We start from the raw sequence: 24,725 nt of genomic DNA, 5'->3' as shown, positions 1-24,725 counted from the left end.
ACGCCCCGTTCTAGCAAATGCTCATGCCCAACTGCATCAAGGCCAGGCCGCCCTGATGCCAGCCCCACCACACCAACGCCAGCAGAGCAGCACCGAGAGCAGCGAAGACGAAACGCGGCCAGAGTCGGCTCATGCGGCGTGCGCACGGGGTTGCAGACGCGCGACAGGTCGCTCGCGCACCGGCCAGTTCAACGCGGCGGCCAACAGGCTCAGAAGAATTGCCACTTGCCAGATCAAGTCATAACTCCCGGTACGGTCATAGACCACCCCGCCCAGCCAGCCGCCCAGAAACGAGCCGAGCTGGTGGAACAGGAACACGATGCCGCCAAGCATGGACAGATTGCGCACACCGAACAAGGTCGCCACCGTACCGTTGGTCAACGGTACGGTCGACAGCCACAGGAAGCCCATGGCCATACCGAACAGATAGGCCGAGGTGGTCGTCACCGGTAGCCAGAGGAACAGCACGATCACCACCGCACGCAACAAATACAGAGCAGTGAGCAGACGCGGCTTGGACATGCGCCCGCCCAGCCACCCGGCCGTATACGTGCCGAAGATATTGAACAGACCGATCAGCGCCAGCACAGTGGTGCCAACGGTGGCCGGCAAATGTTGATCGACCAGATACGCCGGCAGGTGCACACCAATGAACACCACTTGAAAACCGCAGACGAAAAACCCGAACGCCAGCAGCCAGAAACCGGAATGCGAACAGGCTTCGCGCAACGCTTCGGACAGGGTCTGTTCATGCCCCGACACTGGCAGCGGCTTGTCCTTGAGCATGCTCACCAGCGGCACAATCAGCGCCACCAGCAGGCCGAGTACCAGCAACGCCGCCGACCAGCCGAGCCAGCCGATCAGGCCGAGCGTGCCCGGTAACATGGCAAACTGGCCAAAGGACCCCGCCGCACTGGCGATACCCATGCCCATGCTGCGTTTTTCCGGAGGTACGGCACGGCCGACCACACCGAGGATCACCGAGAACGAAGTGCCGGACAGACCGATGCCGATCAACAGACCGGCACTCAAGGACAGGGTCAACGCCGAATCGGACAACCCCATGCATACCAGGCCCAAGGCGTAGAGCACGCCGCCGATCAGCACCACTTTCGCCGCACCGAAACGATCGGCCAACGCGCCGGTAAACGGCTGCGCCAGACCCCAGATCAGATTCTGCAAGGCAATGGCGAAGGCAAACACTTCGCGCCCCCAGCCGAACTGCGCGCTCATCGGTGACAGAAACAACCCGAAGCCGTGTCGCACGCCCAATGACAACGCCAGAATCAGCGCACTCCCCAGCAACACCCAACCGCACGTACGCCACATCGTCGTCATTGTTATTCTCCAGTCGCGGGTATATACCCGCTTGAACCCGAAAAAACCGGCATCAGGCCAGTTCGTCCAGCAATTTCAGCAAGGTTTCACGCTTCTCGGCACCCAGACGGTCGATCAACCGTTGCTGCGCCGCTTCCCAGGCTGGCAGTGCAGCAGCCAGACGTTGCGCGCCGGTTTCGGTGAGCCGGACGATGCGGTTGCGCATGTCTTCGCCCTCGGCCAGCGCCACCAGACCGTCGCCTTCCAGCACCCGCAGATTGCGGCCCAGGGTGCTGCGATCCAGACCCATGGCTTCGGCCAGTTCCGAGATGCTCGGCTGATCCAGACGCTGCAGGTTACACAGCAAAGAATACTGGGCAACGTTGATCCCGAAGCCGTCGAGGGCGCCGTCGTAATGCCTGCTGACGCCACGCGCGGCGCGACGCAGGTTGGTGCACAAACACTGAGAAGGAAGCATGATGCGTGTATATACCCGCGACTGTGTTAAATCAAGTTACACATGAGTTTATCAATAAGATTTGTGGCGTCTGCCCCACCGCCATCGCTGGTCCCACAGTTTTTGCAAGTCGTCACAAAATCTGCAAACGCCCTCAATACCTGAGGGCGCTGGCTTGCCAGCGAAGAGGCCATAACATTCACCACAAACCGGTCAGACCAACGCCAACCCCACCAGCACCGCCATCTCCAGCAATTCCAGCAACGCCCCCGCCGTATCGCCCGTAGTCCCGCCCAACCGCCGCATCATCACCTGCCGCAGCCAGACAAACATCCCGAACGCAACAACCAGCGCAACAACCGCTTCAACCCCGGCGATCAGCAAAGAGCCCAGCATACTTGCGCCAAGCACCCACCATCCTGCCCTGCGCGGCAGATGATCGGCCAACGCCTGCCCCAACCCTCCCGCCCGCACATACGGCGTGGTCAGAAACAACCCCAACAGCGCCGCACGCCCCAGCATCGGCACGATGAGCAACACCACGCCCTGCTGTTGCCCGATCAGCGCCAGCAATGCGGCAAACTTGAGCAGCAACACCAACACCAGCGTGACCACCGCAATCGGCCCGCTGCGCGGATCCTTCATGATTGTCAGGGTGCGCTCCCGATCACCGAAGCCACCAAGCCAGGCGTCAGCGCTGTCGGCCAGTCCGTCGAGATGCAGCGCGCCGCTGAGCAGCACCCACACGGTCAGCAACAGCGCCGCATGCAACAACAATGGTGCGCCGGCCAACGCCAGGTTCAACCCCCAGAGCATCACCCCGAACAGCAACCCCACCAGCGGATAACACAGCAACGAACGGCCGAGCTGCTCCGGCTCCGGCATCCCCGGCAGACGAATCGGCAGACTGCTGAGAAATTGCAGGGCGATCCACAGTGGCAACATGTCAGTGACCTTCCTTGAGCGAACCATTGGCTTCGACCGTCAGGGAAAACACTGATGCATGCGCGACCTCGACACTCAGCAACTGCTCACGGGGCAGCCCCCGCGCCTGCGCCAGCAACAGGCGCATCACGCCGCCGTGACTGATCAGCAAGACGCGCTCGCCAGCATAGGCCCGATGCAGGCGCGCAATCGCGCCGAGCACGCGAGCCGCAAAATCGCTGACCGCCTCACCCTGTGGCGGGGTGAACGCATACGGGTCCGCCCAGAACAGCCCCAGCGCCTCGGCATCGGACTCCATGAGCGCTGCGGCACTTTGCCCTTCCCAGGCGCCGAAATGCAGTTCCTGCAGATCCTTGTCCAGTTGCACCGGCAGATTCAGTTGCTCACCCAATTCTGCAGCGAACCGTGCACAACGCTGCAGCGGCGAGCTGACCAGCCGATCCCACGGCCCGCCTGCGACCACTGCCGCGCGCATCTGCGCCCAGCCTTGTTCGGTCAGCGCATCATCGAGACTGCCGCGCAAACCACCGCCCAGTTCAGTCTCACCGTGACGCAGCAGATCCAGACGCAAGGTCATGCCGGACGATCCGCCACCGCCGCCTCGGCGAAGGTCGCCATCTGTCCGTGCAGGTCGCACGCCAGACGCAACAACGGCACCGCCAGCGCTGCCCCGCTGCCCTCGCCCAGACGCAAGCCGAGTTCCAGCAGCGGTTCGGCGCCGAGGGTTTCCAGCACATGGCGATGGCCCGGTTCGGCACCACGATGACCGAACAGCAGCCATTCGCGGCAGGCGGGATTCAAACGCACGGCAACCAGCGCGGCGACGGTGCAGATAAAGCCGTCGACCAACACCGCAACGCCTTCCTGGGCTGCCGCCAGATACGCACCGACCAGCGCCGCAATCTCGAAACCGCCGAGGTTGAACAGGGTTTGCAGCGCATCGCCACGCTGTGCAGCGTGCAGGGCCAACGCGCGCTCGATGACTTGGGCCTTATGGCTGACACCTTCGGCATTCAAACCGGTACCCGGACCGGTCAAGTGGGCCACCGGGCAATCGAGCAAGGCACAGGCCAGCGCACTGGCAGCGGTGGTGTTGCCGATGCCCATTTCGCCGCCGATGAACAGCTGCGTACCCACCGCTTTCGCCCGCAACACGCTGTCGCGACCGGCCTGCAAGGCGAGTTCGCCCTGCGCTGGAGTCATCGCCGCGTCCTTGACGAAGTTCGCCGTGCCCGGACCGACATTCAGGTGCAACACGCCCGGCAGGTTCAACGACGGCGTCACGGTGCCCAGGTCCACCACTTCCAATTGCGCACCGAGTTGGCGCGCCAGCACACTGATCGCTGCGCCACCACTGACGAAATTGAGCAGCATCTGCCCGGTGACTTCCTGAGGGAACGCAGACACCCCTTCGGCGACCACGCCGTGATCGCCGGCAAAAATCGCGATCCAGATCTGCTTTAGCGTCGGCTTGACCTGCCCTTGCAGGCCCGCCAGTTGCACCGCCACGGTTTCCAGGCGACCGAGGGAGCCGGCCGGCTTGGTCAATTGCTGTTGCCGCGCCGCCGCTTGGGCGACAACCTCGGCATTCACCGGTTTGCACGGATTGAGCCACCAGGTTTGAGTCATAACGCAGGTCCTTTCAGAGTCAGGGGCAGGCCGGCGACGGTCAGGACGACACGCTGACAGCGCTCAGCCAGAGCTTGATGCAGCCAACCGGCTTCATCGACGTAGCGGCGAGTCAATTCGCCCAGCGGCACGACACCCATTCCGGTCTCGTTGCTGACAAAAATGATTTCCCCCGGCAATGACGCCAGGCCGTCCAGCAGGGCGTCACGCTCAGCGGCCAGACGCTCTGCGTCATCGAGCATCAGCAGATTGGTCAGCCACAGAGTCAGGCAATCGACCAACAGGCAGCGCTCGGCACTGGCAGACTCGCGCAGCACGCGGGCCAGTTCGAGCGGCTCCTCGATCAGGGCCCATTCCACAGGACGGCGGGCGCGGTGATGGGCGACGCGGTCGCTCATTTCGCCGTCCAGCGGTTGGCTGGTGGCGATATAAGTGACCTGCAACTGGCTGTCGCTGGCGAGTTTTTCCGCCAGGCGACTTTTGCCGGAGCGGGCGCCGCCGAGGATCAGTTGGAGCATTTTTTTATCCAGAAAAGGTTTAGTGAGATCACCGGCCTCATTGCGGGCAAGCCCGCTTCCGCAGGTTTCAGTGGTGTTCACAAAAATATGTCCCCGACATCAAACCCTGTGGGAGCTGGCTTGCCAGCGATGGGGCCTGGACAGGCCACTCAAATCCCACAGAGCTGACGCAATAGCCCGGTATCCAGATGCTTTTCCACCAGATCCGCCAGCCGTTCGATATCGCGCTCGCGCAGTCCGTGGTAATCCACTTCCTGCACATCGCTCAAACCGGCCCAACGCAACAGCGCCGCACAGGCTTGGGGCGATTCGAACAGACCGTGCAGATACGTGCCGAACACCTGCCCGTCCAGACTCTGCGCACCGTCGCAACGACCGTCATCCAGATGCACCGCCGCGTTTTCCAGCGCCAGCCCCACCGTCACGCCTGCATGGATTTCATAGCCGCTGACCTCGGCGTCTTCCAGCGCCAGCCGCCCACGCACGTTGCGCAATTGTTTATCGGCTTCCAGCGTCGTGTCGAACGCCAGCAAGCCCAACCCGGCGCTGGAACCTGCGGCCCCTTCCAGCCCCAGCGGATCATGCACCTGTTCGCCCAGCATTTGCAGACCGCCGCAAATCCCCAGCACTTTGCCGCCGTAGCGCAAATGCCGGTTGATGGCTGCTTCCCAGCCATTGGCGCGCAGATACGCGAGATCGCTGCGCACACTTTTCGACCCCGGCAGGATGATCAGATCGGCGGCAGGAATCGCCTGCCCCGGGCCGATGAATTGCAGGTCCACTTGCGGGTGCAAACGCAGCGGATCGAAATCGGTGTGGTTGCTGATGCGCGGCAGCACCGGCACCACCACTTTCAGCACCTGTTCGGCCTTGTCGGTCTGGCGCTGATCGATGCCGTCCTCGGCCTCCAGATGCAGATCCATCACATAGGGCAAGACGCCAACCACCGGTTTGCCGGTGCGTTGTTCCAGCCAGTCGAGGCCTGGTTGCAGCAAGGCGATATCGCCGCGAAAGCGGTTGATGATGAAGCCTTTGACTCGCGCCTGCTCGCTCGGCGACAGCAGCTCCAGCGTGCCGACCAGATGCGCAAACACCCCACCGCGATTAATGTCGGCTATCAGCAATACCGGGCAATCCACCGCTTCGGCAAAACCCATGTTGGCGATGTCACCGGCACGCAGATTGATCTCCGCCGGCGAGCCTGCACCTTCGACCATCACCAGCGGATACGCTGCAGTGAGGCGTTGGTGCGAAGCGAGCACCGCCTGCATGGCGATGGCTTTGTAGTCGTGATACGCCACGGCGTTCATGCTGGTGACGGCGCGGCCGTGGATGATCACTTGCGCGCCGGTATCGCTGTTGGGTTTGAGCAGCACCGGGTTCATATCGGTGTGCGGCTCAAGAAACGCCGCCTGCGCCTGCACCGCTTGCGCACGGCCGATCTCGCCGCCGTCGGCGGTCACCGCGCTGTTGAGCGCCATGTTCTGCGGTTTGAACGGCACGACCGCCACGCCCTGACGGGTCGCCCAGCGGCACAGCGCTGTCACCAGCGTGCTTTTGCCGGCGTCGGAAGTGGTGCCCTGCACCATCAGGGTGGTCATTTCGATTCCTTGGTAAAGGCTTGCAGCGCTTTTTCGAGCCGCGCCTCTTCAGCCGCGTCGGCGGGCAGGCCGAAACGCAGACTGCTGTTGTGGGTGAAGAGACGCAGGAGAATGCCGCGGCGGGCCATGAATTCATGCAACGTCGCCGCATGCTCGGTGCTCAGCCACTGGAACAGCGCGCAACCACCCTGCGGCTTGAAACCATAACGCTCAAGCAACGAGGCCAGGCGCTCGCTGGCTTCGTCGCTGCGAATGCGTTGACGTGTATGACCTTCAGTGTCTTGCAGACAGGCCTGCCCGAGCACCCGCGTCGGTCCGCTGACGGCCCACGGCCCGACCTGTTCGGCGAGCAATCGGAGCAGCCGGCGTTCGGCCAGGACAAAGCCGAGGCGAACGCCGGCCAGACCAAAAAACTTGCCGAACGAACGCAAGACAATCAGACCGACCAGATGAGTGTGCGCAGCCAGACTCAGCTGCGGCGTGTTGTCCATGAACGCCTCATCGACCACCAGCCAGCCGCCACGCTGGGCGAGCCGCGCGTGCCAGTCGAGCAGACGCGCCGGGGTCAGGCTCAGGCCGGTCGGATTGTTCGGATTGACCACCACCAGCACATCGAGGCTGTCGAGAAAAAACTCGACTTCCTGTTCCAGCACTTCGCGCACGATATAGCCGCTGCGCCGCCACGCTTCGGCGTGTTCGGCATAACACGGCGACAACACACCGACCTTGCCGGCGCGGCGCAAACGCGGCAACAACTGGATGGCCATCTGCGAACCGGCCACCGGCAATACCTGCGGTGCGCCATAGTAGTCGCACGCAGCCTGCTCCAGACCGTCATCGGTTTCCGGCAGGCGCGCCCAGGCGCGCAGCGGAATCGCCGGGACCGGAAACGGCCACGGCGCCAGACCGCTGGACAGATCGAGCCAGTCGGCCTCGGCGATACCGTAATCGAGTGCAGCCTTGCGCAGCCGGCCACCGTGCTCAAGCATAGAATTCAGCCCCCACGCAGAGAATCAGCAGCCATAACCATACCCCGCGCTGGACCAATTGCCAGCCGCGATCAATGGAATCGGCATCGGCCGGCACACCTTCACCAAGTTGTGGACGCTCGTGCAGTTCGCCGTGGTAGATCGCCGGGCCGCCCAGCTCCACGCCCAGCGCGCCAGCGCCGGCCGCCATGACCGGGCCAGCGTTGGGGCTGTCCCACTTGGGCGCCTGGCTACGCCAGCACTTCCAGGCCAGTCGGGTATTGCCGAGCAACGCGTAGGTCAACGCCACCAGACGCGCAGGAATGTAGTTGAGGACGTCGTCGATTTTCGCCGCCGCCCAACCGAAGCGCTCGAAGCGTTCGTTGCGATAGCCCCACATCGCGTCGAGCGTATTGCTCAAACGATAGAGCACCACGCCCGGCGCACCGGCGACGATAAACCAGAACAGCGCGGCGAACACCGCGTCGCTGCCGTTTTCCAGCACCGATTCGGTGGCGGCGCGAGCGACGGCGGTGCTGTCCAGTTCACAGGTCTGGCGGCTGACCAGATAGCCGACGCGCTTGCGCGCCTCTTCCAGATCATCGCTGCGCAGGGCTTTGGCTACGGGCTCGACGTGTTCGCCAAGACTGCGCATGCCGAGGGCGCAATACAGCGCGAGAATCTCGACGAGCCAGCCCACGTACGGCGCCCAGGAAAACGCGGTGGCGAGCAGCGTCAGCGGCAGCACGGCGATCACCCACGCGGTGACCCCATGACTGCGCCAGCCGCGCCCGCCCGCATTGAAACGTTGCTCGATGCGCCCGGCGAAATTGCCGAACGCCACCAGCGGATGCCAGCGTTTCGGTTCACCCAGCAGCGCATCCAGCGCCACGGCGGCGACACTCAACAACGCCACACTCATTGACTCACTCCCCAAAAATTTTCAAACAGCAACTCATTCAGCGGACGCGCCTGCGCCCACCCTTCGAGGACCAGCATCGGTGCCGGATAAAATGCCTTGACCGGCCCCAGACACAACACCGCCAGCGGCTTGGCCCCGGCCGGCAGTTGCAGCAGATCGGCCAGCGCCTGCGGTTCGAACAGCGACACCCAGCCCATGCCCAGGCCTTCGGCGCGAGCGGCCAGCCACAGGTTCTGGATCGCACAGGACAACGAGGCCATGTCCATTTCCGGCAATGTGCGGCGACCGAAAATATGTTTTTCGCGATCGTCCATCAGCGCCGCGACCAACACCTCGGCGCAGTCGTTGATGCCTTCGACCTTGAGCTTCATGAACTCATCGCTGCGCTCGCCAAGGGCTTCGGCAGTGCGGATGCGTTCTTCTTCCACGAGGTTCTGGATCTGCCCGCGCAAGGTGCGATCACTGATGCGGATGAAGCGCCACGGCTGCATCAGACCGACGCTCGGCGCCTGATGGGCAGCCTCCAATAGACGGCGCAACAGCTCCGGTTCGACCGTGCCACCGGTGAAGTGACGCATGTCGCGGCGTTCGGCGATGGCTCGATAGACGGCTTGGCGCTCGGCCTCGGTAAATGCGTTGTCGGTCATGGCCTCTTCGCGAGCAAGCTCGCTCCCACATTGGACGGGGTGCTTGCTCAAGAAACGCGATCCCCTGTGGGAGCGAGCTTGCTCGCGAAGGCGGCGTCACGATCTGGCGCAAACAATGCGGCAATCGCAGCAGGATTCGACGGAAAATAAAAGTGCACATACGAAGCCGTCATCCGCCCCTCGCGATAAACCGCCTCGGCCCCGCGTCCGCCATTCGGGCTCAAGCCACGGGCAATCGGTGTCAGCTCAGTGGTGGTCAGCGAATGATGATAGGTGTGGCCGCGCAACGAACCTTCCGGCAGGTCCACCGCTTGCAGCGCCAGTGCCGCCAGACGTTTTTGCATCACCGCATCACCGCGCAGCAGCCCGAGCAGTTCGGCACGGCGGCCTTCGACATCGGTCAACGAATCAAGCAGATAGAGCATGCCGCCACATTCGGCGAGCAACGGCTTGCCGGCCGCATGGTGCGCGCGGATCGCGTCGAGCATTGCGGTGTTTTGCGACAACGCCGCGTGGTGCAGTTCCGGGTAACCGCCAGGCAGATACAGGCTGTCGGCCTCGGGCAATTGCGTGTCGCGGATCGGCGAGAAAAAACTCAACTCGGCGCCCATCGCCCGCAACAGGTCGAGGCTGGCGCCGTAGATAAAGGCAAAGGCTTCATCGCGGGCGACGGCAATGCGCACGCCTTCGAGCAATGGTTCGGCGGTGATGACTTCAGGCGCGGCAAATTCCACGGCCGGTGGCAGCGCTACCTCGCAACTGCTGGCCAATGCTTCGGCGGCCGCGTCGAGACGCAGATCCAGGTCATTGAGCTCACTGGCCTGCACCAGACCGAGGTGCCGGCTCGGCAACTCGATTCCGGTTTCGCGGGAAAGCGCGCCGTACCAGCGCAGGCCTTCAGTGAGGCTGCCTTCGAGCAATTGCGCGTGACGCAAGGTGCCGACGCGGTTGGCCAGCACGCCAGCGAACGGTAGATCCGGTTGATACTTCGCCAGGCCCAGCGCCAACGCACCGAAAGTCTGCGCCATCGCGGTGCCGTCGATCACGCCAAGTACCGGCACGCCGAAATGCCGCGCCAGATCGGCGCTTGATGGCGTGCCGTCGAACAGGCCCATCACACCTTCGATCAGGATCAGATCGGCCTCGGCGGCCGCTTCCCACAGCAAACGCCGACTGTCCTGCTCGCCGACCATCCACATGTCCAGTTGATACACCGGCGCACCGCTGGCGCGCTCGAGAATCATCGGATCGAGAAAGTCCGGGCCGCACTTGAAGACGCGCACCTTGCGCCCCTGATTGCGATGCAAACGCGCCAGCGCAGCGGTGACGGTAGTCTTGCCCTGACCGGAGGCCGGCGCAGCGATCAACACCGCCGGGCAGTGACGTGGCTGATTCAAAGTTCGACGCCTTTCTGCGCTTTGATGCCGGCCTGGAAGGCATGTTTGAGCATGCCCATTTCGGTGACGGTGTCACCCATCTCGATCATTTCCGGCTTGGCTGCGCGGCCGGTGACGACCACGTGCTGCATCGGCGGACGCGCCTGCAAGTCGCTCAGTACCCGATCGAGGTCGAGGTAGCCGTGCTTGAGGGCGATGTTCAATTCATCCAGCACCACCAGGCCGATCGACGGATCGCGCAACAGCTCGCGGGACACTTCCCACGCCGCTTCGGCGGCGGCGATATCGCGCTGACGATCCTGGGTTTCCCAGGTGAAACCCTCGCCCATCACATGAAAGCGCACTTGCTCCGGGAAGCGGCGGAAAAACAGCTCTTCGCCGGTGCTGTTACGGCCCTTGATGAACTGCACCACGCCGCACTGCATGCCGTGGCCCATCGCGCGGGCAAGCATGCCGAACGCCGAACTGCTTTTGCCTTTGCCGTTGCCGGTCAGCACCAGCACCAGACCGCACTCATCGGGCGAGTTGGCGATGCGCTCGTCGATCACGGCTTTTTTGCGCTGCATGCGCGCCAGATGGCGTTCATCACGCTCGGGGGAATCAGTCATGGGGGAGCTCTCCGTTGAGGCTGAATAACGGCGGGCAGGCACAAGAATAGACGGCAAAAAGCCTGGCATCGCCCACCGTGATGCCGCTGGATGGATCAGGCCGGTCTCCGGGCTCATGAGCGGCGATGCGCCTGGCTGCGCGCCTTCCCGCTTCTGTCGAGGCAGTGGCTCAAGGCGCAGCTTTTACTCATTTACCGTTGCGGGGGCAGCGCCGGGATTGTGGTGGCTCTTCGCGCGAAGACAACCCTCACCGGCTTCCCTGTTTCACTCTGTCGACGGGGTGTCACAGAGCACCTGAAACAAGCCGCGAAGGTTAGAGGGTTGGGGGTGGAGCGTCAATTAAAGAGGGGGACATCGGTCGAATAACTGCCGTCGATCAATTATCTGACGCCAATCTTGTGCCACACTGATACAAGTGATATCAAAGAGCCATGCTTTTCCCGGAAAAGCCCATCACAACAATAAGGATGATGACGATGCAAGGCATGATCATCAGCAACCCGCGCCTGGAATTCCTGCGCCCGGTGCTTGAACGCTGGTTTGACTGTATCGACCGTTACAACGCCGTGCGCGGCGACAGCGACACGCCTTACTGGCATGACGAGAACGCCAATCTCGGATTGCTCTCGGCGGCAGCCTGGATGGCCGAACTGGTGACCCTCAGCCAGACGCCCACCCGCAAACAGAACGAGGATGGCGAGCGCAACGCCCGCGCCGATCTGTTTATCGCCGGGACTGACGACCGCGCCTTCATTCAGGCCACGCAGCGCTGGCCACGGGTCAACAACCTCAACCTGACCCAGGCCCTGCAGGACATTACCAGCGACGCCAAACGCATCAGCTACGCCAGTGATCTGCGGCTTGGCTGCCTGTTCGTCGCCCCGCAAAAGGCCCAGCACAGCGCCAGCCCTGAAGAATTGCAGGACATGGTCGACGATCTGCAAAAGGAACACACCTGCGCGGTCGCCTGGTACTTCCCTTACGCCTACCGAAAACTGCGCAGCGAAGCCGGCAACTATCACCCGGGCATCGCCGTGCTGTTCAAAGAGGCCCGTGGCTAAGCGGTTGAACCATCGGGCGCGTCAGCTCCTCTATGATTAGGAATGCATTCATAGGGAAGATCAGTAATGCGCAAAACCCGACTCGCTTTCGTCATCGCCCTCGCCGGAGGGCTCACCGCCTGCGGTGAATCCTCTAGCCTGCAAGTCTCCGACGGCACCGGCCCGTCACCGAAACTGCCCGAACCGAACAAGACCCTGATCCCGACAGTGAACATCGCTCCGGCAGTCGGCTGGCCCGCCGGCGGCAAACCAACCGCTGCGGCCGGCACCCAAGTGGCCGCGTTTGCCGAAGGCCTCGATCATCCGCGCTGGCTTTACGTACTACCCAATGGTGACGTGCTGGTAGCGGAAACCAACGCCCCGCCGAAACCGGACGACAGCAGCGGCATTCGTGGCTGGGTCATGAAAAAAGTCATGGGCAAGGCCGGTGCCGGCGTGCCGAGCCCGAACCGTATCACCCTGCTGCGCGATGCCGATCACGACGGCGTAGCGGAGACCCGCACAGTATTTTTGCAAAACCTCAACTCGCCGTTCGGCATGACACTGGTGGGCAATGACCTGTATGTCGCCGACACCGATCGCCTGCTGCGCTTTCACTACGAACCCGGCGCGACCGAGATCAAGACGCAGCCGATCAAGGTCACCGATCTTCCGGGCGGCACGCTGAATCACCACTGGACCAAAAACGTCATCGCCAGCAAGGACGGCAGCAAGCTGTACGTCACCGTCGGCTCGAACAGCAACGTCGGCGAAAACGGTCTGGATAAAGAAGAAGGACGCGCAGCGATCTGGGAGGTGGATCGCGCCACTGGCAATCACCGGATCTTCGCCTCGGGCATCCGCAACCCCAACGGCCTGGCCTGGGAACCCACCACAGGCGCACTGTGGACGGCAGTCAACGAGCGTGACGAAATCGGTAGCGACCTGGTGCCGGACTACATCACTTCGGTCAAGGACGGTGGTTTCTATGGCTGGCCATTCAGCTATTACGGGCAGCATGTGGATGAGCGCGTGAAACCGCAAAACCTTGATCTGGTGGCCAAGGCCATCGCCCCGGACTATGCCGTAGGCCCGCACACCGCTTCGCTGGGTCTGACGTTCGCCGAGGGCAATAGCCTGCCGGCGCAGTTCAAGGAAGGCGCGTTCATTGGGCAGCACGGCTCATGGAACCGCAAGCCGCACAGTGGCTATAAAGTGATTTTTGTCCCGTTCAGCGCAGGCAAACCGAACGGAACACCGGTGGATGTGCTGACCGGTTTCCTCGACAAGGATGAGAATGCGCTAGGTCGCCCGGTGGGCGTGGTGATCGACCAGCAAGGGGACTTGCTGGTGGCCGATGATGTGGGCAACAAAGTGTGGCGAGTATCGTTCGCCAAATAACTTTTGCCTGAACCAAAACAACTGCAGGAGTGAGCCTGCTCGCGATGACAGCGTCATCTTCAACATCACTGTTGATTGACTGCTATCGCGAGCAGGCTCACTCCTGCATTGGATTGTGAGTCATTGAACTAAGGGTTACGCGCCAGGTGCTCAGGTTGCAACACGCGCTTGGCACTCAGATACGCTTTCTGCCAATACGCCTTCGACAGGCTGTCCAGCTTCACCGTACCGCCGGTTGCCGGCGCATGCACGAAGCGCCCTTCCCCGACATAAATCCCCGCATGACTGACCTGCGAACCGCCATTGGTGGCAAAGAAGATCAGGTCACCGGTCTGCAAGCCTTCCTTGCCGACATTCGGCGCCTGCATCACGATCATCTCTCGCGTGGAACGCGGCAAGCTGATACCCGCCGCATCACGGTAGACGAAACCGATCAGACCACTGCAATCAAACCCGGAGTCTGGTGTATTGCCGCCCCAGCGATAAGGCGTGCCAACCAGGCCCAGGGCGCGAAACAGCACGTCTTCAGCAGCGGGCGAGAATGACTGGGAGGGTCCGAACACTACCGGGGCGCGCACCACAGGCGCGGGCGGTGGTGTGCGACTGGCGCAGGCGCTGAGCAGCGCTGCGCAGAAGATCAAAGCAAGGCGGGCCGACATCGTCATAAGCAGAACATCCTGATCTGGCTGCGGCTTTCTCTGCCGGATGGACAGAAAACAAAACCGCCTGCGGAGCACGCAGGCGGTTTGCCATCAATATAGATACAGGATTCTAGCGGCTATACGACAAACTTCAAGTAAGACTTTAACTTCACCTTGTAAAGTCTGGGTCTACTCGGCTGCCGGCGCCGTTTTGGTCGCCACGGACGTGGCGACAACGGGGAATTACTTGCGAGCGGTGACCACGGTCGGAGCCATCGCCAGGGCGCGCTTGGCTTCAATGAAGGTTTTGCTCCAGTAGCTGTCACCCAGGCTGTCGATGCGAACACCGCCGCTGCAACGACTGCTGGAGTGAATGAACTGGTTGTCACCCAGGTAGATCCCGGCGTGACTCACACGACCGCGACGACCGTTGGTGGCGAAGAACAGCAGATCGCCCGGCTCGAGGTTACTGCGCGAAACCAGCGGGGCATCCACGTTGATCATTTCGCGAGTGGAGCGCGGCAGGTTCATGCCGGCTTCTTCGCGGAACAGATAGCCGATGAAACCGCTGCAATCGAAACCGGCTTCAGAGGTGCCGCCGAAACGGTAACGGGTACCGATCAGGGACATGCCGCGTTCGAGAATGCTGTCGGCCAGAACAGGCAGCTCATACGGCTTCTTGTTGAAGTCCGACAGCTCTTTTTCGGTGTCCAGCTCTTCCTGGTAAATAACGGAAGACTGGGCAGTGGCAGAATTTTTAACCTGTTGAGGCTGCTCTTGAACTGGAGAATGAGCAGCGCAACCGAACAACAGGGTGACGAGTGCGAGAGGCACGAGGGGTGCGAAGCGATTTAGCATGGGCACGACCGTGGCTGATAGTTGTAAAGAAGCCGAGACTATGCCCGCTATCGACCTCATTTGCAAATTCAATCGACCTTTTTGTGACTTCTCGGTTTCTCGTTTACATCTAAGCGCTTAAGCCCATTTGAACCGATACGCAGCCTGCCAACCGTGCAGGAAAGCGGATTTTCTGACGCCTGAAATATGGCAAAACCCGCTGCAAGCCGCAGTTTCAGCGGGTTTGGCTACCAGCCCAGGGTTTCTTTGAGGAAAGGAATAGTCAGCTTGCGCTGGGCCTGCAAAGAGGCCTGATCGAGTTGTTCGAGCAGATCGAACAATGCACTCATGCTGCGAGTACCGCGCGTCAAAATAAAATGACCGACCTCATCGGTCAGGTGCAGACCGCGACGGGATGCGCGCAATTGCAGCGCACGCAATTTGTCTTCATCGGAAAGAGGACGCATCTGGAAAATCAACGCCAGGGTCAGGCGCGATTTCAAGTCCGCCAGTTTGACGGGCAACTCACGCGGCGAAGTAGACGCGGCGATCAGCAGGCGCCGTCCGCTGTCACGCAAGCGGTTGAACAGATGAAACATCGCCTCTTCCCAGTCAGCCTTGCCGGCGATCACCTGCAGATCATCCAGGCAAACCAGTTCGTACTGCTCCAGGTTGTCGAGGATTTCAACGCCGCGATCCATCAACTCGGCCAGTGGCAGGTACACCGCCGGCTCGCCCATCTGCTCGAAACGCAGGCAGGCCGCCTGCAACAGATGCGTACGCCCTACGCCGTGTTTGCCCCACAGGTAGATCAGGCTTTCTGTCCAGCCGGCGTCGGCTTCGCATAGGCGCTCGACATAGCCGAGTGCAGCGGCATTGGCGCCTGGGTAGTAGTTGATGAAGGTGGCGTCGTCACGCAGACGCACACCTAGGGGCAGCTGAATCGGTTTCATGCTGACTGAACAGTTCTCAAGGAACCGTTAGTGGCCTCTGTGTAAAGTTTGCGAAGTTTATACCCGTGAAGCTGAGCGCACAATGCGACAGAGTCCAAGCAAAATCAAAGGTTTGCGTTAACACGCTGGTTTTATGACAGATTCTTTGGCGCCAAGGCCTGCAGGACACGGGCCAACCCGGCGCTTCGCCGGGTTGGCCCTCTCCTCTACAGCTCTGGCTCATCCACGCCACTATAGATGTCGGAATCCTTGTACAAGTCGTGCACATGGCGCACCAGCACCATGATCACCGCCGCGACCGGCAGCGCCAGCAGCACACCGGTGAAGCCGAACAACTCGCCACCAGCGAGGATGGCAAAGATCACCGCAACCGGGTGCAGACCGATGCGATCGCCGACCAGTAGCGGCGTCAGCACCATACCCTCGAGCGCCTGACCGACCATAAACACCGCGACAATCCCGATCATCGGATACAGGTCGCCACCGAACTGGAACAACCCGGCAATCAGCGCCGCGCCAATCCCGATCACGAACCCCATGTACGGCACGATCGCCGCCAGCCCCGCAATCAAGCCAATCAACAGACCCAGTTCCAGGCCGACGATCATCAACCCCGCGGCATAGATCACGCCCAGCGCCAGCATTACCAGCAATTGCCCGCGCACAAACGCGCCGAGCACCTCATGGCATTCACCGGCCAGCGAGACGATGGTCTCCTCACGATCACGCGGCAACAGGCTGCGGATCTTGGCCATCATCACGTCCCAGTCGCGCAACAGGTAAAAGCTCACGACCGGAATCAGCACCAGATTCGCCAGCCAGCCGATCAGCGCCAGGCTGGAAGCCGTGGCCTGACTCAGCACCACACCGACAATGTCAGTGGTCTGCCCCATGTGCTCGCTGATCGCCGCCTTGACCTTGTCGAACTTCCAGAAGCCGTCTGACAGCCCCAGTTTCGACTGCGCCCACGGCAACGCCGTGTGTTGCAGCCAGTCGAGCATCTGCGGCGCCAGTTCATACAAACGCAGCAACTGCTTGGCGAGCATCGGCACCAACACCAGCAACAGGGTTGTGACGATCAGCGTGAACAAGGCAAAAACCGCGATTACGCCCCAGGTCCGCGACAGGCCGAGCCGCTCAAGACGATCCACCAGCGGATCGAACAGATAGGCCAGCAGCAAGGCCACCAGAAACGGCGTGAGGATCGGATGCAGCAACCAGACAAACGCGCAAAGCAGGACTACCCCACCGAGCCAGAACCAACGCCGCGAATCGGCCATGTACCCACTCCTGTTGCTTCTATATAAGGAAAGACTTACCAGCGAAACCGCAACGATGGCGCCACAGGTGCCGGAGCCGCAGCGACAACCGGCGCTGCACCGGCAACCGTCGGTTGTGGCGCCGCCGCCGGTGCCGGCGCTTCAGCCGGCAATTCCTGCAACTTCGCCAATGACAATTGCGCACGCAACTGATCGGCACTGCCGTTGACCCGATACACGATGCGATCACCCTCGACACTTTGCAGACGCACACCGAACGGCTCGAGTAACCGCAGCAACGTGGCGTAGCGCTCCAGATTCATCCCCTGCACTTCCAGGGTCTGTTGACCCGACACCCCAGGCTTGGCAACAAACCGCGGTGCCAGACGCTCGGCCACCGCCAGCATCACCGCGTCGGCCACCGCCGCCTGGTCGGCGCCCTGCACGCTGCCGGCCTCTTTCTGATCCCCCAGCCACAGATGCCATTTGGCCTGCCACTGCCCGCCCTCTTCACGCGCATGCACCGCCAGCAAGGCGTCAGCGCTGTAACGTTCCGAAGCGCCACGCAGTGGTGCCGGATCGGTGCCTTCCAGCGCGGGTGCGGTAGCCACCAGTTGCTCGCTCAGATCCGCCAGCGGCAAACGCAGCGGTAATCCGCGATGCTGGGCAGCGGTGCGCAACGGCGCAGCTGCGGCCTGACCGTCTCCCACCAGGCTTGAGCCTTCAGCCGAATCGTTCAGCCACCAGCTCAGAATCGAGGGACGACTGGCACCCCACAAAGACAACCCGGCACGGCGCAGCGCCTGCTCGGTGGTGGCCGGATCGAAATCGACTTTCAGCACCTCCGGCGGCCCGGCATCGAAACCGAACTGACTGATGATCTGCTGCGGATCCTTGCGAATGGCCGCCAGCCCCGGATTTTGCACAGCCTTCGGGTCGCCGGTCAGGCGCAGCACCAACGTGTCCAGCGCGGCTTGCGTGGCGCGATCACGTTCTTCCGGCGCCTGACCGTGGACCGGCTCACGCACCTGATAAAGGCCTTTGAGGTTTTCGGCATGACTCGCCAGGCTGACCAGGGACAAACACCCCACAAACAACAATTTACAAAAACGCATGGAAAATTCCCGTCGACAGGAGCGGCTGGAACAGGCCGCGTGAACCGGTTGAGCAAGGCTGTGACAATCTGCCATCGCAAAACATTCACACGGCGGCGGTAAGTTTTTGCACAGTGATAACGATAGACGGTTAATTGAGCCACCTTATACAGGCACCCGCACGCCTCAATTGCAAAAAATTTCCGCTGATATGGCTCTGCCCGTCGGTGCGAGGATGGCCGCTGCCCCTCAAGCCTGATAAAATCGCGCGCCTTCGCAGACCGGCAACAGCCGGGCACCCCGAACTTCGCGTGAGGCAATCGCCCCTGTCGGATTCGGCGTTCCCGCTGAACTCGGTCGTTACCCCTGAATCCCCTCCCCTAAAGGCCTGGATCATGAGCAAGCAACCCTCCCTGAGCTACAAGGACGCCGGTGTAGACATCGACGCCGGTGAAGCATTGGTCGAACGCATCAAGAGCGTCGCCAAGCGCACTGCGCGCCCGGAAGTCATGGGCGGCCTGGGCGGTTTCGGCGCCCTCTGCGAAATCCCGGCCGGCTACAAGCAGCCTGTACTGGTTTCCGGCACTGACGGTGTCGGCACCAAGCTGCGTCTGGCGCTGAACCTGAACAAGCACGACAGCATCGGCATCGACCTGGTCGCCATGTGCGTCAACGATCTGGTGGTGTGCGGCGCTGAGCCACTGTTCTTCCTCGACTACTACGCCACCGGCAAACTGAATGTCGACACCGCTGCCCAGGTTGTGACCGGCATCGGCGCCGGCTGCGAACTGTCCGGTTGCTCGCTGGTGGGCGGCGAAACCGCTGAAATGCCAGGCATGTACGAAGGCGAAGACTACGACCTGGCCGGCTTCTGCGTCGGCGTCGTGGAAAAATCGGAAATCATCGACGGCTCGAAAGTCGCCACCGGTGACGCCCTGATCGCCCTGCCATCGTCCGGCCCGCACTCCAACGGCTACTCGCTGATCCGCAAGATCATTGAGGTATCCGGCGCCGACATCGAAAACATCCAGCTCGACGGCAAACCGCTGACCGACCTGCTGATGGCCCCGACCCGCATCTACGTGAAGCCGCTGCTCAAGCTGATCAAAGACACCGGCGCCGTCAAAGCCATGGCCCACATCACCGGTGGCGGCCTGCTGGACAACATCCCGCGCGTTCTGCCAAAAGGCGCTCAGGCCGTGGTCGACGTAGCAAGCTGGACTCGCCCTGCCGTGTTCGACTGGCTGCAAGAGAAAGGCAACGTCGACGAGACCGAGATGCACCGCGTGCTGAACTGCGGCGTTGGCATGGTGATCTGCGTGGCTCAGGAGCACGTTGAAGTCGCCCTGAACACCCTGCGTGACGCCGGCGAACAGCCTTGGGTCATCGGCCAGATCGCCGTGGCCGCCGAAGGCGCCGCTCAGGTTGAGCTGAAGAACCTCAAGGCTCACTGATGTCCAAGACCTGTGATGTTGTGGTGCTGTTGTCCGGCACCGGCAGTAACTTGCAGGCTCTGATCGACAGCACGCGGACCGGCGACAGCCCGGTCCGCATCGCTGCGGTGATTTCCAACCGCGCCGACGCCTACGGCCTGCAACGTGCCAGCGACGCGGGTATCGCCACCCGCTCGCTGGATCACAAGGCTTTCGAAGGTCGCGAGGCCTTCGATGCTGCCCTGATCAAACTGATCGACGAATTCAACCCCAAACTCGTGGTACTGGCCGGTTTCATGCGCATTCTCAGCGCCGATTTCGTGCGCCACTACCAGGGTCGCCTGCTCAACATCCACCCCTCGTTGTTGCCCAAATACAAAGGGTTACACACTCATCAGCGGGCGCTTGAGGCCGGCGACAGCGAACATGGCTGCTCCGTGCATTTCGTCACCGAGGAACTCGATGGTGGACCACTGGTCGTACAGGCAGTAATACCGGTAGAGTTGCACGACACGCCGCACAGTCTGGCGCAGCGAGTCCACGTTCAGGAACACCTGATCTACCCGATGGCCGTACGCTGGTTTGCCGAAGGCCGGCTGGCACTCGGTGAACACGGTGCTTTACTGGATGGCCAGTTACTCGCGGCCAGCGGCCACTTGATTCGACACTAGGAGATATTATGCGTCGCGCCCTGCTCTTCGCTTGCGCTCTGCTCGCCCTGCCCTTCGCGCAGGCTGCGGACCTTCAACCGTTCTCCGCCAGCTACACCGCCGACTGGAAGCAGTTGCCCATGAGCGGCACCGCCGAGCGCAGCCTGACCAAGGAAGCCAACGGCACCTGGAAACTCAGCTTCAAGGCCTCGATGATGATCGCCAGCCTGACTGAAGAAAGTACCCTGACGCTGGACAAGGACACGCTGCTGCCACAGTCCTACCACTTCGAACGCGGCGGCCTGGGCAAAGCGAAAAAGGCCGATCTGGACTTCGACTGGACCAACAAGCTCGTCACCGGCACCGACCGTGGTGACGCGGTGAAGATCCCGTTGAACCGTGGCATGGTCGACAAGTCCACCTATCAACTGGCGCTGCAGCACGATGTCGCCGCCGGCAAGAAGACCATGAGCTATCAGGTGGTCGATGACGGTGAAGTCGATACCTATGACTTCCGCGTGCTCGGTTCGGAGAAAGTCGAGACCAAGGCCGGCCAGATCGATGCGATCAAGGTCGAGCGCGTACGCGATCCGACACAAAGCAAGCGCATCACCGTCCTCTGGTTCGCCAAGGATTGGGATTACCTGCTGGTTCGTCTGCAACAGGTTGAAACCGACGGCAAGGAGTACAACATCATGCTCCAGGACGGCACGGTCAACGGCAAGGCTGTCAAAGGCAACTGATCCGCCGCTACAGCAAAAAGCCCCGCGAAATGCGGGGCTTTTTTTCGCCTGCGTTTAACCCGGCTTTTTGTGCCACCTTTGCCCCTCACCCCAGCCCTCTCCCGAGGGAGAGGGCTCTGACCGAGATGTCTGACGCTATGTATCGACCTGAAAGATCGAGTCGATTATGGATTCACCCAGGCAGTTTCAGGTCGACGGATGTACAAAGCATCGCACGGTCGGTCCCCTCTTCCTCCGGGAGAGGGTTAGGGTGAGGGGCTTTTGAAGGCGAAACTCAAACCGAAAATTTCGCCACCATGCTGTTCAAATCCACCGCCAACCGCGACAACTCCTGACTCGCCGCACTCGTCTGATTCGCCCCCGCCGACGTCTGCATCGCCAGATCTCGAATGTTCATCAGGTTGCGATCCACCTCCCGCGCCACCGCTGCCTGCTCCTCCGAAGCACTGGCTATCACCAGATTCCGCTCATTGATCAGGGTAAATGCCGAGGCAATCTCTTCAAGTGCAGTCCCGGCGGCCTTGGCTAACTCGAGCGTCGAACGCGCACGCACATTGCTTTGCTGCATCGAATTGACCGCCGAATCGGTGCCCTGTTGGATGCCACCAATCATCTGTTCAATCTCCTGCGTTGACTGCTGGGTGCGATGGGCCAACGCCCGCACCTCATCGGCCACTACCGCGAATCCGCGTCCGGCATCACCGGCCCGCGCGGCTTCAATCGCGGCGTTCAATGCGAGCAGATTGGTCTGCTCGGCGATTGAACGAATCACATCCAGCACTTTGCTGATGCCATGAACCTTCTGCGCCAGATCTTCGACCTGCGACGCATTGTTGGTCACGTCTTCGGCGAGTAACTCAATCGACGAAACGGTTTGCTGCACTTGTTCGCGACCATGCTGGGCGATGCGGTCAGACTCGCGCGACGCCTCGGAAGTCGCCACCGCATTGCTCGCCACCTCTTCCACGGCAGCAGTCATCTGATTCACCGCCGTGGCGGCCTGCTCAATCTCCAGGCTCTGCTGATGCAAGCCGCGCGTCGCGTCTTCCGTGACGCAGCTGAGCTCCTCCGACGCCGACGCCAGTTGACTGGACGACTCGGAGATCTTGCGAATGGTGTCGCGCAGGTTGTGTTGCATGCTTTTCAGCGCATGCAGCAGCCGCGCCGGCTCGTCCTTTCCGGAGATGCTGATGTCGCCGGTCAGATCGCCGCCCGCCACCACTTCGGCAACACCCAGCGACTGCGCCAGCGGCAGCACAATGCTACGGGTCAGCAGCAGCGCCAGTCCGATCGTAATCAGCGCCGTGACACCGATCATGACCCCGACCCACAACCGCGAATTGATAAACACCAGTCGCGCCGCCTCGGTGGCGAGACTAGCATTGTGTTTGTTCAGCTCGACCAGTTCTTTGAGGGTCACCGCCATCTCATCGGCCAAGGGACTCATCTCGCCGTTGAGAATCGCAGCGGCTTCCTCCACGCGGTTTTGCGCGGACAACTGCATGACCTGCGCCTGCAACTCCAGGTACTTGTGCTCGGCAACCTTGAAGCGGTCAAACAGCTTGCGCTCCTCGGGCAGCACGATCAGCACGTCATAACGCTGCTGGGCCTCGCTGAGTACCCCCCGCAGATCATCAAGCTTGGCGACATTCTGCGAAAGCGCTTGCGGATCGCGATTGAGCAGCAGCCGCATGGTCAGGGCCCGCAAGCGCAGTATGTCCTGACTCATCTCGCCCACTGCCATGACGCTCGGCAGCCAGTTGTTATCGACTTCATCGGATTGCGCCCGCATGTTCGACATTTGCAGCAAGGCGAAAGCCCCCAAGGCAAACACCATCAAACCCAGCAAGCCAAACCCCAGCCCGGCGCGCGGGGCAATATTGAGACTTCGGATACTCATTACGCTGGTTCCTTCCAAAAGCGCTGCATCAACCCTGCAGCTGGTTGCTTTAGAAGGTATCGGCCCGGCGAAAATTTGCGTAAGACCAAAAGGTGATATCAAAAGGCCTTAATACTTCGAACCTTTGGCATTAACGTTTCAGCGAGGTTTTCCCGGACTTAGCCGCTGTTCGCGGCAATATAGCCAGGAAGTTATCCCGGGCGACTTTACGGGCAACGTCTTCGGGCAAGGCATCAAGAAAGGGCGTGAAACTGTGCATCTCTCGGCCGAGCTTGTTGAATCGGCCGACGACGTCAGAGCCGAGCATGAAGCGCTCCGGGTATTTCTCCACCAAGGCCAGCCATTCCGCACGTGGTCTGCCCTGCTCATCCAGCAGATACGGCGTGAGCATGCTCCACGACAGATCGACGAACAGATTCGGATAAGCCTCAAGCAACCGGCTGACGGTGGGCAGAAGAAATTTCAGTTGCGTCTGGTGCCGATGAATTTCCGCGCTCGTCCCCGCGTGCGCCCAGATAAAGCGCGTATGCGGATGATTGCGCAGCGGCTCTTCGATTTCCTTCAGGTACAGCGGATTCTTCTCACGCTTGGAGGTGATGTTCGAATGCAGCATCACCGGCAGATCGTTTTCCGCCGCCAGGTGATAGATCTTCGTCATCGCCTCATTGTTGGCACGCGGCGTGTCACCGGAGGTCAGCGCCGTGAGATCGTCGTGACGCGTAAACACCTCGCCAATGCCCTGCCACAGCCCCGGATACAGATCGAGCATGCGCTGGATGTGCGCAGCAGAGTTCTTGTCGTTGGGATTGAACCCCGAGAGGAATGGGTGAAAGTACGGGCGCTGCTCCGGGGCGAGTTTTTGCACCGCATCGGCGATGATCACATCGGTGGCGCTGTACCAATAGGCATCAGCGTCATCACCGGCGTAATAGCGCGGGCGCTTGGGCTCGTCTTCATGCCACTTCTTCGCAACCGGAATACCGGAAATCATCACGTGCTCGACGGAGTTGTCCTTCATCGCTGTCAGCAGTTTCGCCATACCCGCGGTCTCCTGGAAAAAATCCACGTAGTGCAGGTGCGCATCGCTGTAGGTGTAATCGCGGGCACTGGCGGCGCCGGCAAATACCAGCAAGCAGGCAAGACTCAAACGAAACAAGGGCACAAGTAATCTCCGGCAGGTAGACATAGCCTAGACCCCGAGCCGGCGACAAGGGTTCATCCTGCAGGAAAGTGGAACGCGCCTCTGTAGGAATGCTCTATAACTGCAAGGTCTTTTTTGATCGAATGACTTTTCCTACTGCCAGTGAGGTTGCCATGACCGTTACCGTCAATACCGTCTCCGCCGAAGGTTTTCGTCACACCGTACAGATCGACGACCACGAATTGTTTGCCGACGTACCGAAGTCTGCCGGTGGCGAAGGCTCGGCGCCCGAGCCACACGATTATTTCGATGCCGCACTCGGTGCCTGTAAAGCCTTGACCCTGAAGATGTACGCGAAGAAGAAAGACATCCCGCTGACCGGCGTCGGTGTCGAGGTCAAACGCGACAACAGCGAAGAGCAGAAAGGCAAATATGTGCTGCACGTGACGCTCACCCTTAAGGGCGTCCTCACCGATGCCCAGCGTGAAGAGCTGCTGCGCGTAGCGGATCGCTGCCCGATCCACAAGCTGATGACCACCAGCGAAGTGACCATCGAAACCCACGCCCCACAGGGCTTCGACAGCCAGTAATCACCCTCTTGCCAGCGGCGGGTTATGCTTCTGG

Annotated in this window: 26 protein-coding genes and 1 riboswitch; of the genes, 6 read left to right on the top strand and 20 right to left on the bottom strand. The window is 61.3% G+C overall.

From position 1 onward, the window contains the following. Window positions 1-10 precede the first annotated feature (10 nt). From ACXX9E_RS13975 to cobO, 13 genes are all read right to left on the bottom strand, one after another. On the bottom strand, window positions 11-133 hold the full coding sequence (locus ACXX9E_RS13975; protein WP_256591474.1) for a hypothetical protein: 123 nt from the start codon (window positions 131-133) through the stop codon (window positions 11-13). Further along, window positions 130-1,338: an MFS transporter gene (locus tag ACXX9E_RS13970; protein WP_123465924.1), complete on the bottom strand. Its 1,209-nt coding sequence runs from the start codon at window positions 1,336-1,338 to the stop codon at window positions 130-132. The genes ACXX9E_RS13975 and ACXX9E_RS13970 overlap by 4 nt, the downstream gene beginning before the upstream one ends. Window positions 1,339-1,390: 52 nt before the next feature. Beyond that, window positions 1,391-1,795 (bottom strand): MarR family winged helix-turn-helix transcriptional regulator, encoded by a 405-nt coding sequence (locus ACXX9E_RS13965; protein WP_123465922.1) that lies wholly within the window; start codon window positions 1,793-1,795, stop codon window positions 1,391-1,393. A gap of 192 nt (window positions 1,796-1,987) precedes the next feature. Beyond that, window positions 1,988-2,719 (bottom strand): adenosylcobinamide-GDP ribazoletransferase, encoded by a 732-nt coding sequence (locus tag ACXX9E_RS13960; RefSeq protein WP_447808530.1) that lies wholly within the window; start codon window positions 2,717-2,719, stop codon window positions 1,988-1,990. A gap of 1 nt (window position 2,720) precedes the next feature. Next, window positions 2,721-3,296 (bottom strand): alpha-ribazole phosphatase family protein, encoded by a 576-nt coding sequence (gene cobC, locus ACXX9E_RS13955; RefSeq protein WP_123465918.1) that lies wholly within the window; start codon window positions 3,294-3,296, stop codon window positions 2,721-2,723. Beyond that, complete coding sequence (gene cobT, locus ACXX9E_RS13950) at window positions 3,293-4,348, bottom strand: nicotinate-nucleotide--dimethylbenzimidazole phosphoribosyltransferase (protein WP_458555565.1); 1,056 nt, start codon at window positions 4,346-4,348, stop codon at window positions 3,293-3,295. Before cobT ends, cobC begins: the two co-directional genes overlap by 4 nt. Further along, window positions 4,345-4,866, bottom strand: coding sequence for a bifunctional adenosylcobinamide kinase/adenosylcobinamide-phosphate guanylyltransferase (gene cobU / locus ACXX9E_RS13945; protein ID WP_340133428.1), 522 nt, complete (start codon window positions 4,864-4,866; stop codon window positions 4,345-4,347). The genes cobT and cobU overlap by 4 nt, the downstream gene beginning before the upstream one ends. Before the next feature lie 149 nt (window positions 4,867-5,015). Next, window positions 5,016-6,467, bottom strand: a complete 1,452-nt coding sequence (locus ACXX9E_RS13940; protein WP_458555564.1) for a cobyric acid synthase — start codon at window positions 6,465-6,467, stop codon at window positions 5,016-5,018. Then, window positions 6,464-7,456, bottom strand: a complete 993-nt coding sequence (cobD, locus tag ACXX9E_RS13935) for a threonine-phosphate decarboxylase CobD (RefSeq protein ID WP_123465910.1) — start codon at window positions 7,454-7,456, stop codon at window positions 6,464-6,466. Before cobD ends, ACXX9E_RS13940 begins: the two co-directional genes overlap by 4 nt. Further along, window positions 7,449-8,357 (bottom strand): adenosylcobinamide-phosphate synthase CbiB, encoded by a 909-nt coding sequence (cbiB, locus tag ACXX9E_RS13930; protein ID WP_458555563.1) that lies wholly within the window; start codon window positions 8,355-8,357, stop codon window positions 7,449-7,451. The genes cobD and cbiB overlap by 8 nt, the downstream gene beginning before the upstream one ends. After that, window positions 8,354-9,004 (bottom strand): 5,6-dimethylbenzimidazole synthase, encoded by a 651-nt coding sequence (gene bluB / locus ACXX9E_RS13925; RefSeq protein ID WP_128615176.1) that lies wholly within the window; start codon window positions 9,002-9,004, stop codon window positions 8,354-8,356. Before bluB ends, cbiB begins: the two co-directional genes overlap by 4 nt. A gap of 47 nt (window positions 9,005-9,051) precedes the next feature. Further along, entirely contained in the window at window positions 9,052-10,401 is a 1,350-nt protein-coding gene (locus ACXX9E_RS13920) for a cobyrinic acid a,c-diamide synthase CobB (protein ID WP_222833382.1), read from the bottom strand. Continuing rightward, window positions 10,398-11,009: a cob(I)yrinic acid a,c-diamide adenosyltransferase gene (gene cobO, locus ACXX9E_RS13915; RefSeq protein ID WP_123465901.1), complete on the bottom strand. Its 612-nt coding sequence runs from the start codon at window positions 11,007-11,009 to the stop codon at window positions 10,398-10,400. Before cobO ends, ACXX9E_RS13920 begins: the two co-directional genes overlap by 4 nt. 81 nt (window positions 11,010-11,090) lie before the next feature. Beyond that, window positions 11,091-11,322: riboswitch (cobalamin riboswitch) on the bottom strand. Window positions 11,323-11,485: 163 nt separating this feature from the next. Here cobO and ACXX9E_RS13910 point away from each other — a divergent pair. Both ACXX9E_RS13910 and ACXX9E_RS13905 read left to right on the top strand, forming a co-directional pair. Further along, on the top strand, window positions 11,486-12,070 hold the full coding sequence (locus ACXX9E_RS13910) for a hypothetical protein (protein WP_123465899.1): 585 nt from the start codon (window positions 11,486-11,488) through the stop codon (window positions 12,068-12,070). 66 nt (window positions 12,071-12,136) lie between these two features. Further along, entirely contained in the window at window positions 12,137-13,450 is a 1,314-nt protein-coding gene (locus ACXX9E_RS13905) for a PQQ-dependent sugar dehydrogenase (RefSeq protein WP_458555562.1), read from the top strand. A gap of 128 nt (window positions 13,451-13,578) precedes the next feature. Here the strand turns inward: ACXX9E_RS13905 and ACXX9E_RS13900 are convergent, their stop codons facing one another. The 5 genes from ACXX9E_RS13900 to ACXX9E_RS13880 all read right to left on the bottom strand — a co-directional run bounded on the left by ACXX9E_RS13900 (window position 13,579) and on the right by ACXX9E_RS13880 (window position 18,255). Next, on the bottom strand, window positions 13,579-14,115 hold the full coding sequence (locus ACXX9E_RS13900; RefSeq protein ID WP_123465896.1) for a C40 family peptidase: 537 nt from the start codon (window positions 14,113-14,115) through the stop codon (window positions 13,579-13,581). Between the two features lie 219 nt (window positions 14,116-14,334). Further along, complete coding sequence (locus ACXX9E_RS13895; RefSeq protein WP_458555561.1) at window positions 14,335-14,949, bottom strand: C40 family peptidase; 615 nt, start codon at window positions 14,947-14,949, stop codon at window positions 14,335-14,337. A gap of 227 nt (window positions 14,950-15,176) precedes the next feature. Further along, window positions 15,177-15,881 (bottom strand): DnaA regulatory inactivator Hda, encoded by a 705-nt coding sequence (gene hda, locus ACXX9E_RS13890; RefSeq protein ID WP_007919828.1) that lies wholly within the window; start codon window positions 15,879-15,881, stop codon window positions 15,177-15,179. 206 nt (window positions 15,882-16,087) lie between these two features. Beyond that, the gene (locus tag ACXX9E_RS13885) at window positions 16,088-17,161 is read right to left on the bottom strand and encodes an AI-2E family transporter (protein WP_123465892.1); all 1,074 of its coding nucleotides are present in this window, start codon (window positions 17,159-17,161) and stop codon (window positions 16,088-16,090) included. Between the two features lie 35 nt (window positions 17,162-17,196). Beyond that, window positions 17,197-18,255, bottom strand: a complete 1,059-nt coding sequence (locus tag ACXX9E_RS13880) for a DUF2066 domain-containing protein (RefSeq protein WP_458555560.1) — start codon at window positions 18,253-18,255, stop codon at window positions 17,197-17,199. A 374-nt stretch (window positions 18,256-18,629) separates the two neighbouring features. Here ACXX9E_RS13880 and purM point away from each other — a divergent pair, with 374 nt between their 5' ends. Genes purM through ACXX9E_RS13865 form a run of 3 tightly spaced genes read left to right on the top strand, consistent with a single transcriptional unit; the run spans window position 18,630 to window position 21,060 of the window. After that, window positions 18,630-19,688: a phosphoribosylformylglycinamidine cyclo-ligase gene (purM, locus tag ACXX9E_RS13875; RefSeq protein WP_128613558.1), complete on the top strand. Its 1,059-nt coding sequence runs from the start codon at window positions 18,630-18,632 to the stop codon at window positions 19,686-19,688. Continuing rightward, the gene (purN, locus tag ACXX9E_RS13870; protein WP_322374001.1) at window positions 19,688-20,338 is read left to right on the top strand and encodes a phosphoribosylglycinamide formyltransferase; all 651 of its coding nucleotides are present in this window, start codon (window positions 19,688-19,690) and stop codon (window positions 20,336-20,338) included. The genes purM and purN overlap by 1 nt, the downstream gene beginning before the upstream one ends. An 8-nt stretch (window positions 20,339-20,346) precedes the next feature. Then, entirely contained in the window at window positions 20,347-21,060 is a 714-nt protein-coding gene (locus ACXX9E_RS13865) for a DUF3108 domain-containing protein (RefSeq protein WP_458555559.1), read from the top strand. A gap of 274 nt (window positions 21,061-21,334) precedes the next feature. Here the strand turns inward: ACXX9E_RS13865 and ACXX9E_RS13860 are convergent, their stop codons facing one another. Both ACXX9E_RS13860 and ACXX9E_RS13855 read right to left on the bottom strand, forming a co-directional pair. Further along, window positions 21,335-22,960, bottom strand: coding sequence for a methyl-accepting chemotaxis protein (locus tag ACXX9E_RS13860; RefSeq protein WP_186748375.1), 1,626 nt, complete (start codon window positions 22,958-22,960; stop codon window positions 21,335-21,337). Window positions 22,961-23,090: 130 nt separating this feature from the next. Next, a complete protein-coding gene (locus ACXX9E_RS13855) occupies window positions 23,091-24,146 on the bottom strand; it encodes an amidohydrolase family protein (RefSeq protein WP_123465880.1) in 1,056 nt (351 codons plus the stop codon). Between the two features lie 128 nt (window positions 24,147-24,274). Here ACXX9E_RS13855 and ACXX9E_RS13850 point away from each other — a divergent pair, with 128 nt between their 5' ends. After that, entirely contained in the window at window positions 24,275-24,691 is a 417-nt protein-coding gene (locus ACXX9E_RS13850) for an OsmC family protein (protein WP_123465878.1), read from the top strand. The last annotated feature ends 34 nt before the right edge of the window (window positions 24,692-24,725 follow it).

The sequence above is a fragment of the Pseudomonas sp. GNP014 genome, from assembly GCF_054344005.1.
This window is presented reverse-complemented; position numbering and strand designations above follow the sequence as displayed.

What these genes read in the sequence shown, in the direction of transcription:
- ACXX9E_RS13975 (WP_256591474.1), bottom strand. Translation starts at nt 133, where the DNA reads ATGAGCCGACTCTGGCCGCGTTTCGTCTTCGCTGCTCTCGGTGCTGCT.
- ACXX9E_RS13970 (WP_123465924.1), bottom strand. Translation starts at nt 1,338, where the DNA reads ATGACGACGATGTGGCGTACGTGCGGTTGGGTGTTGCTGGGGAGTGCG.
- ACXX9E_RS13965 (WP_123465922.1), bottom strand. Translation starts at nt 1,795, where the DNA reads ATGCTTCCTTCTCAGTGTTTGTGCACCAACCTGCGTCGCGCCGCGCGT.
- ACXX9E_RS13960 (WP_447808530.1), bottom strand. Translation starts at nt 2,719, where the DNA reads ATGTTGCCACTGTGGATCGCCCTGCAATTTCTCAGCAGTCTGCCGATT.
- cobC (WP_123465918.1), bottom strand. Translation starts at nt 3,296, where the DNA reads ATGACCTTGCGTCTGGATCTGCTGCGTCACGGTGAGACTGAACTGGGC.
- cobT (WP_458555565.1), bottom strand. Translation starts at nt 4,348, where the DNA reads ATGACTCAAACCTGGTGGCTCAATCCGTGCAAACCGGTGAATGCCGAG.
- cobU (WP_340133428.1), bottom strand. Translation starts at nt 4,866, where the DNA reads ATGCTCCAACTGATCCTCGGCGGCGCCCGCTCCGGCAAAAGTCGCCTG.
- ACXX9E_RS13940 (WP_458555564.1), bottom strand. Translation starts at nt 6,467, where the DNA reads ATGACCACCCTGATGGTGCAGGGCACCACTTCCGACGCCGGCAAAAGC.
- cobD (WP_123465910.1), bottom strand. Translation starts at nt 7,456, where the DNA reads ATGCTTGAGCACGGTGGCCGGCTGCGCAAGGCTGCACTCGATTACGGT.
- cbiB (WP_458555563.1), bottom strand. Translation starts at nt 8,357, where the DNA reads ATGAGTGTGGCGTTGTTGAGTGTCGCCGCCGTGGCGCTGGATGCGCTG.
- bluB (WP_128615176.1), bottom strand. Translation starts at nt 9,004, where the DNA reads ATGACCGACAACGCATTTACCGAGGCCGAGCGCCAAGCCGTCTATCGA.
- cobO (WP_123465901.1), bottom strand. Translation starts at nt 11,009, where the DNA reads ATGACTGATTCCCCCGAGCGTGATGAACGCCATCTGGCGCGCATGCAG.
- ACXX9E_RS13910 (WP_123465899.1), top strand. Translation starts at nt 11,486, where the DNA reads ATGCAAGGCATGATCATCAGCAACCCGCGCCTGGAATTCCTGCGCCCG.
- ACXX9E_RS13905 (WP_458555562.1), top strand. Translation starts at nt 12,137, where the DNA reads ATGCGCAAAACCCGACTCGCTTTCGTCATCGCCCTCGCCGGAGGGCTC.
- ACXX9E_RS13900 (WP_123465896.1), bottom strand. Translation starts at nt 14,115, where the DNA reads ATGACGATGTCGGCCCGCCTTGCTTTGATCTTCTGCGCAGCGCTGCTC.
- ACXX9E_RS13895 (WP_458555561.1), bottom strand. Translation starts at nt 14,949, where the DNA reads ATGCTAAATCGCTTCGCACCCCTCGTGCCTCTCGCACTCGTCACCCTG.
- hda (WP_007919828.1), bottom strand. Translation starts at nt 15,881, where the DNA reads ATGAAACCGATTCAGCTGCCCCTAGGTGTGCGTCTGCGTGACGACGCC.
- ACXX9E_RS13885 (WP_123465892.1), bottom strand. Translation starts at nt 17,161, where the DNA reads ATGGCCGATTCGCGGCGTTGGTTCTGGCTCGGTGGGGTAGTCCTGCTT.
- ACXX9E_RS13880 (WP_458555560.1), bottom strand. Translation starts at nt 18,255, where the DNA reads ATGCGTTTTTGTAAATTGTTGTTTGTGGGGTGTTTGTCCCTGGTCAGC.
- purM (WP_128613558.1), top strand. Translation starts at nt 18,630, where the DNA reads ATGAGCAAGCAACCCTCCCTGAGCTACAAGGACGCCGGTGTAGACATC.
- purN (WP_322374001.1), top strand. Translation starts at nt 19,688, where the DNA reads ATGTCCAAGACCTGTGATGTTGTGGTGCTGTTGTCCGGCACCGGCAGT.
- ACXX9E_RS13865 (WP_458555559.1), top strand. Translation starts at nt 20,347, where the DNA reads ATGCGTCGCGCCCTGCTCTTCGCTTGCGCTCTGCTCGCCCTGCCCTTC.
- ACXX9E_RS13860 (WP_186748375.1), bottom strand. Translation starts at nt 22,960, where the DNA reads ATGAGTATCCGAAGTCTCAATATTGCCCCGCGCGCCGGGCTGGGGTTT.
- ACXX9E_RS13855 (WP_123465880.1), bottom strand. Translation starts at nt 24,146, where the DNA reads ATGTCTACCTGCCGGAGATTACTTGTGCCCTTGTTTCGTTTGAGTCTT.
- ACXX9E_RS13850 (WP_123465878.1), top strand. Translation starts at nt 24,275, where the DNA reads ATGACCGTTACCGTCAATACCGTCTCCGCCGAAGGTTTTCGTCACACC.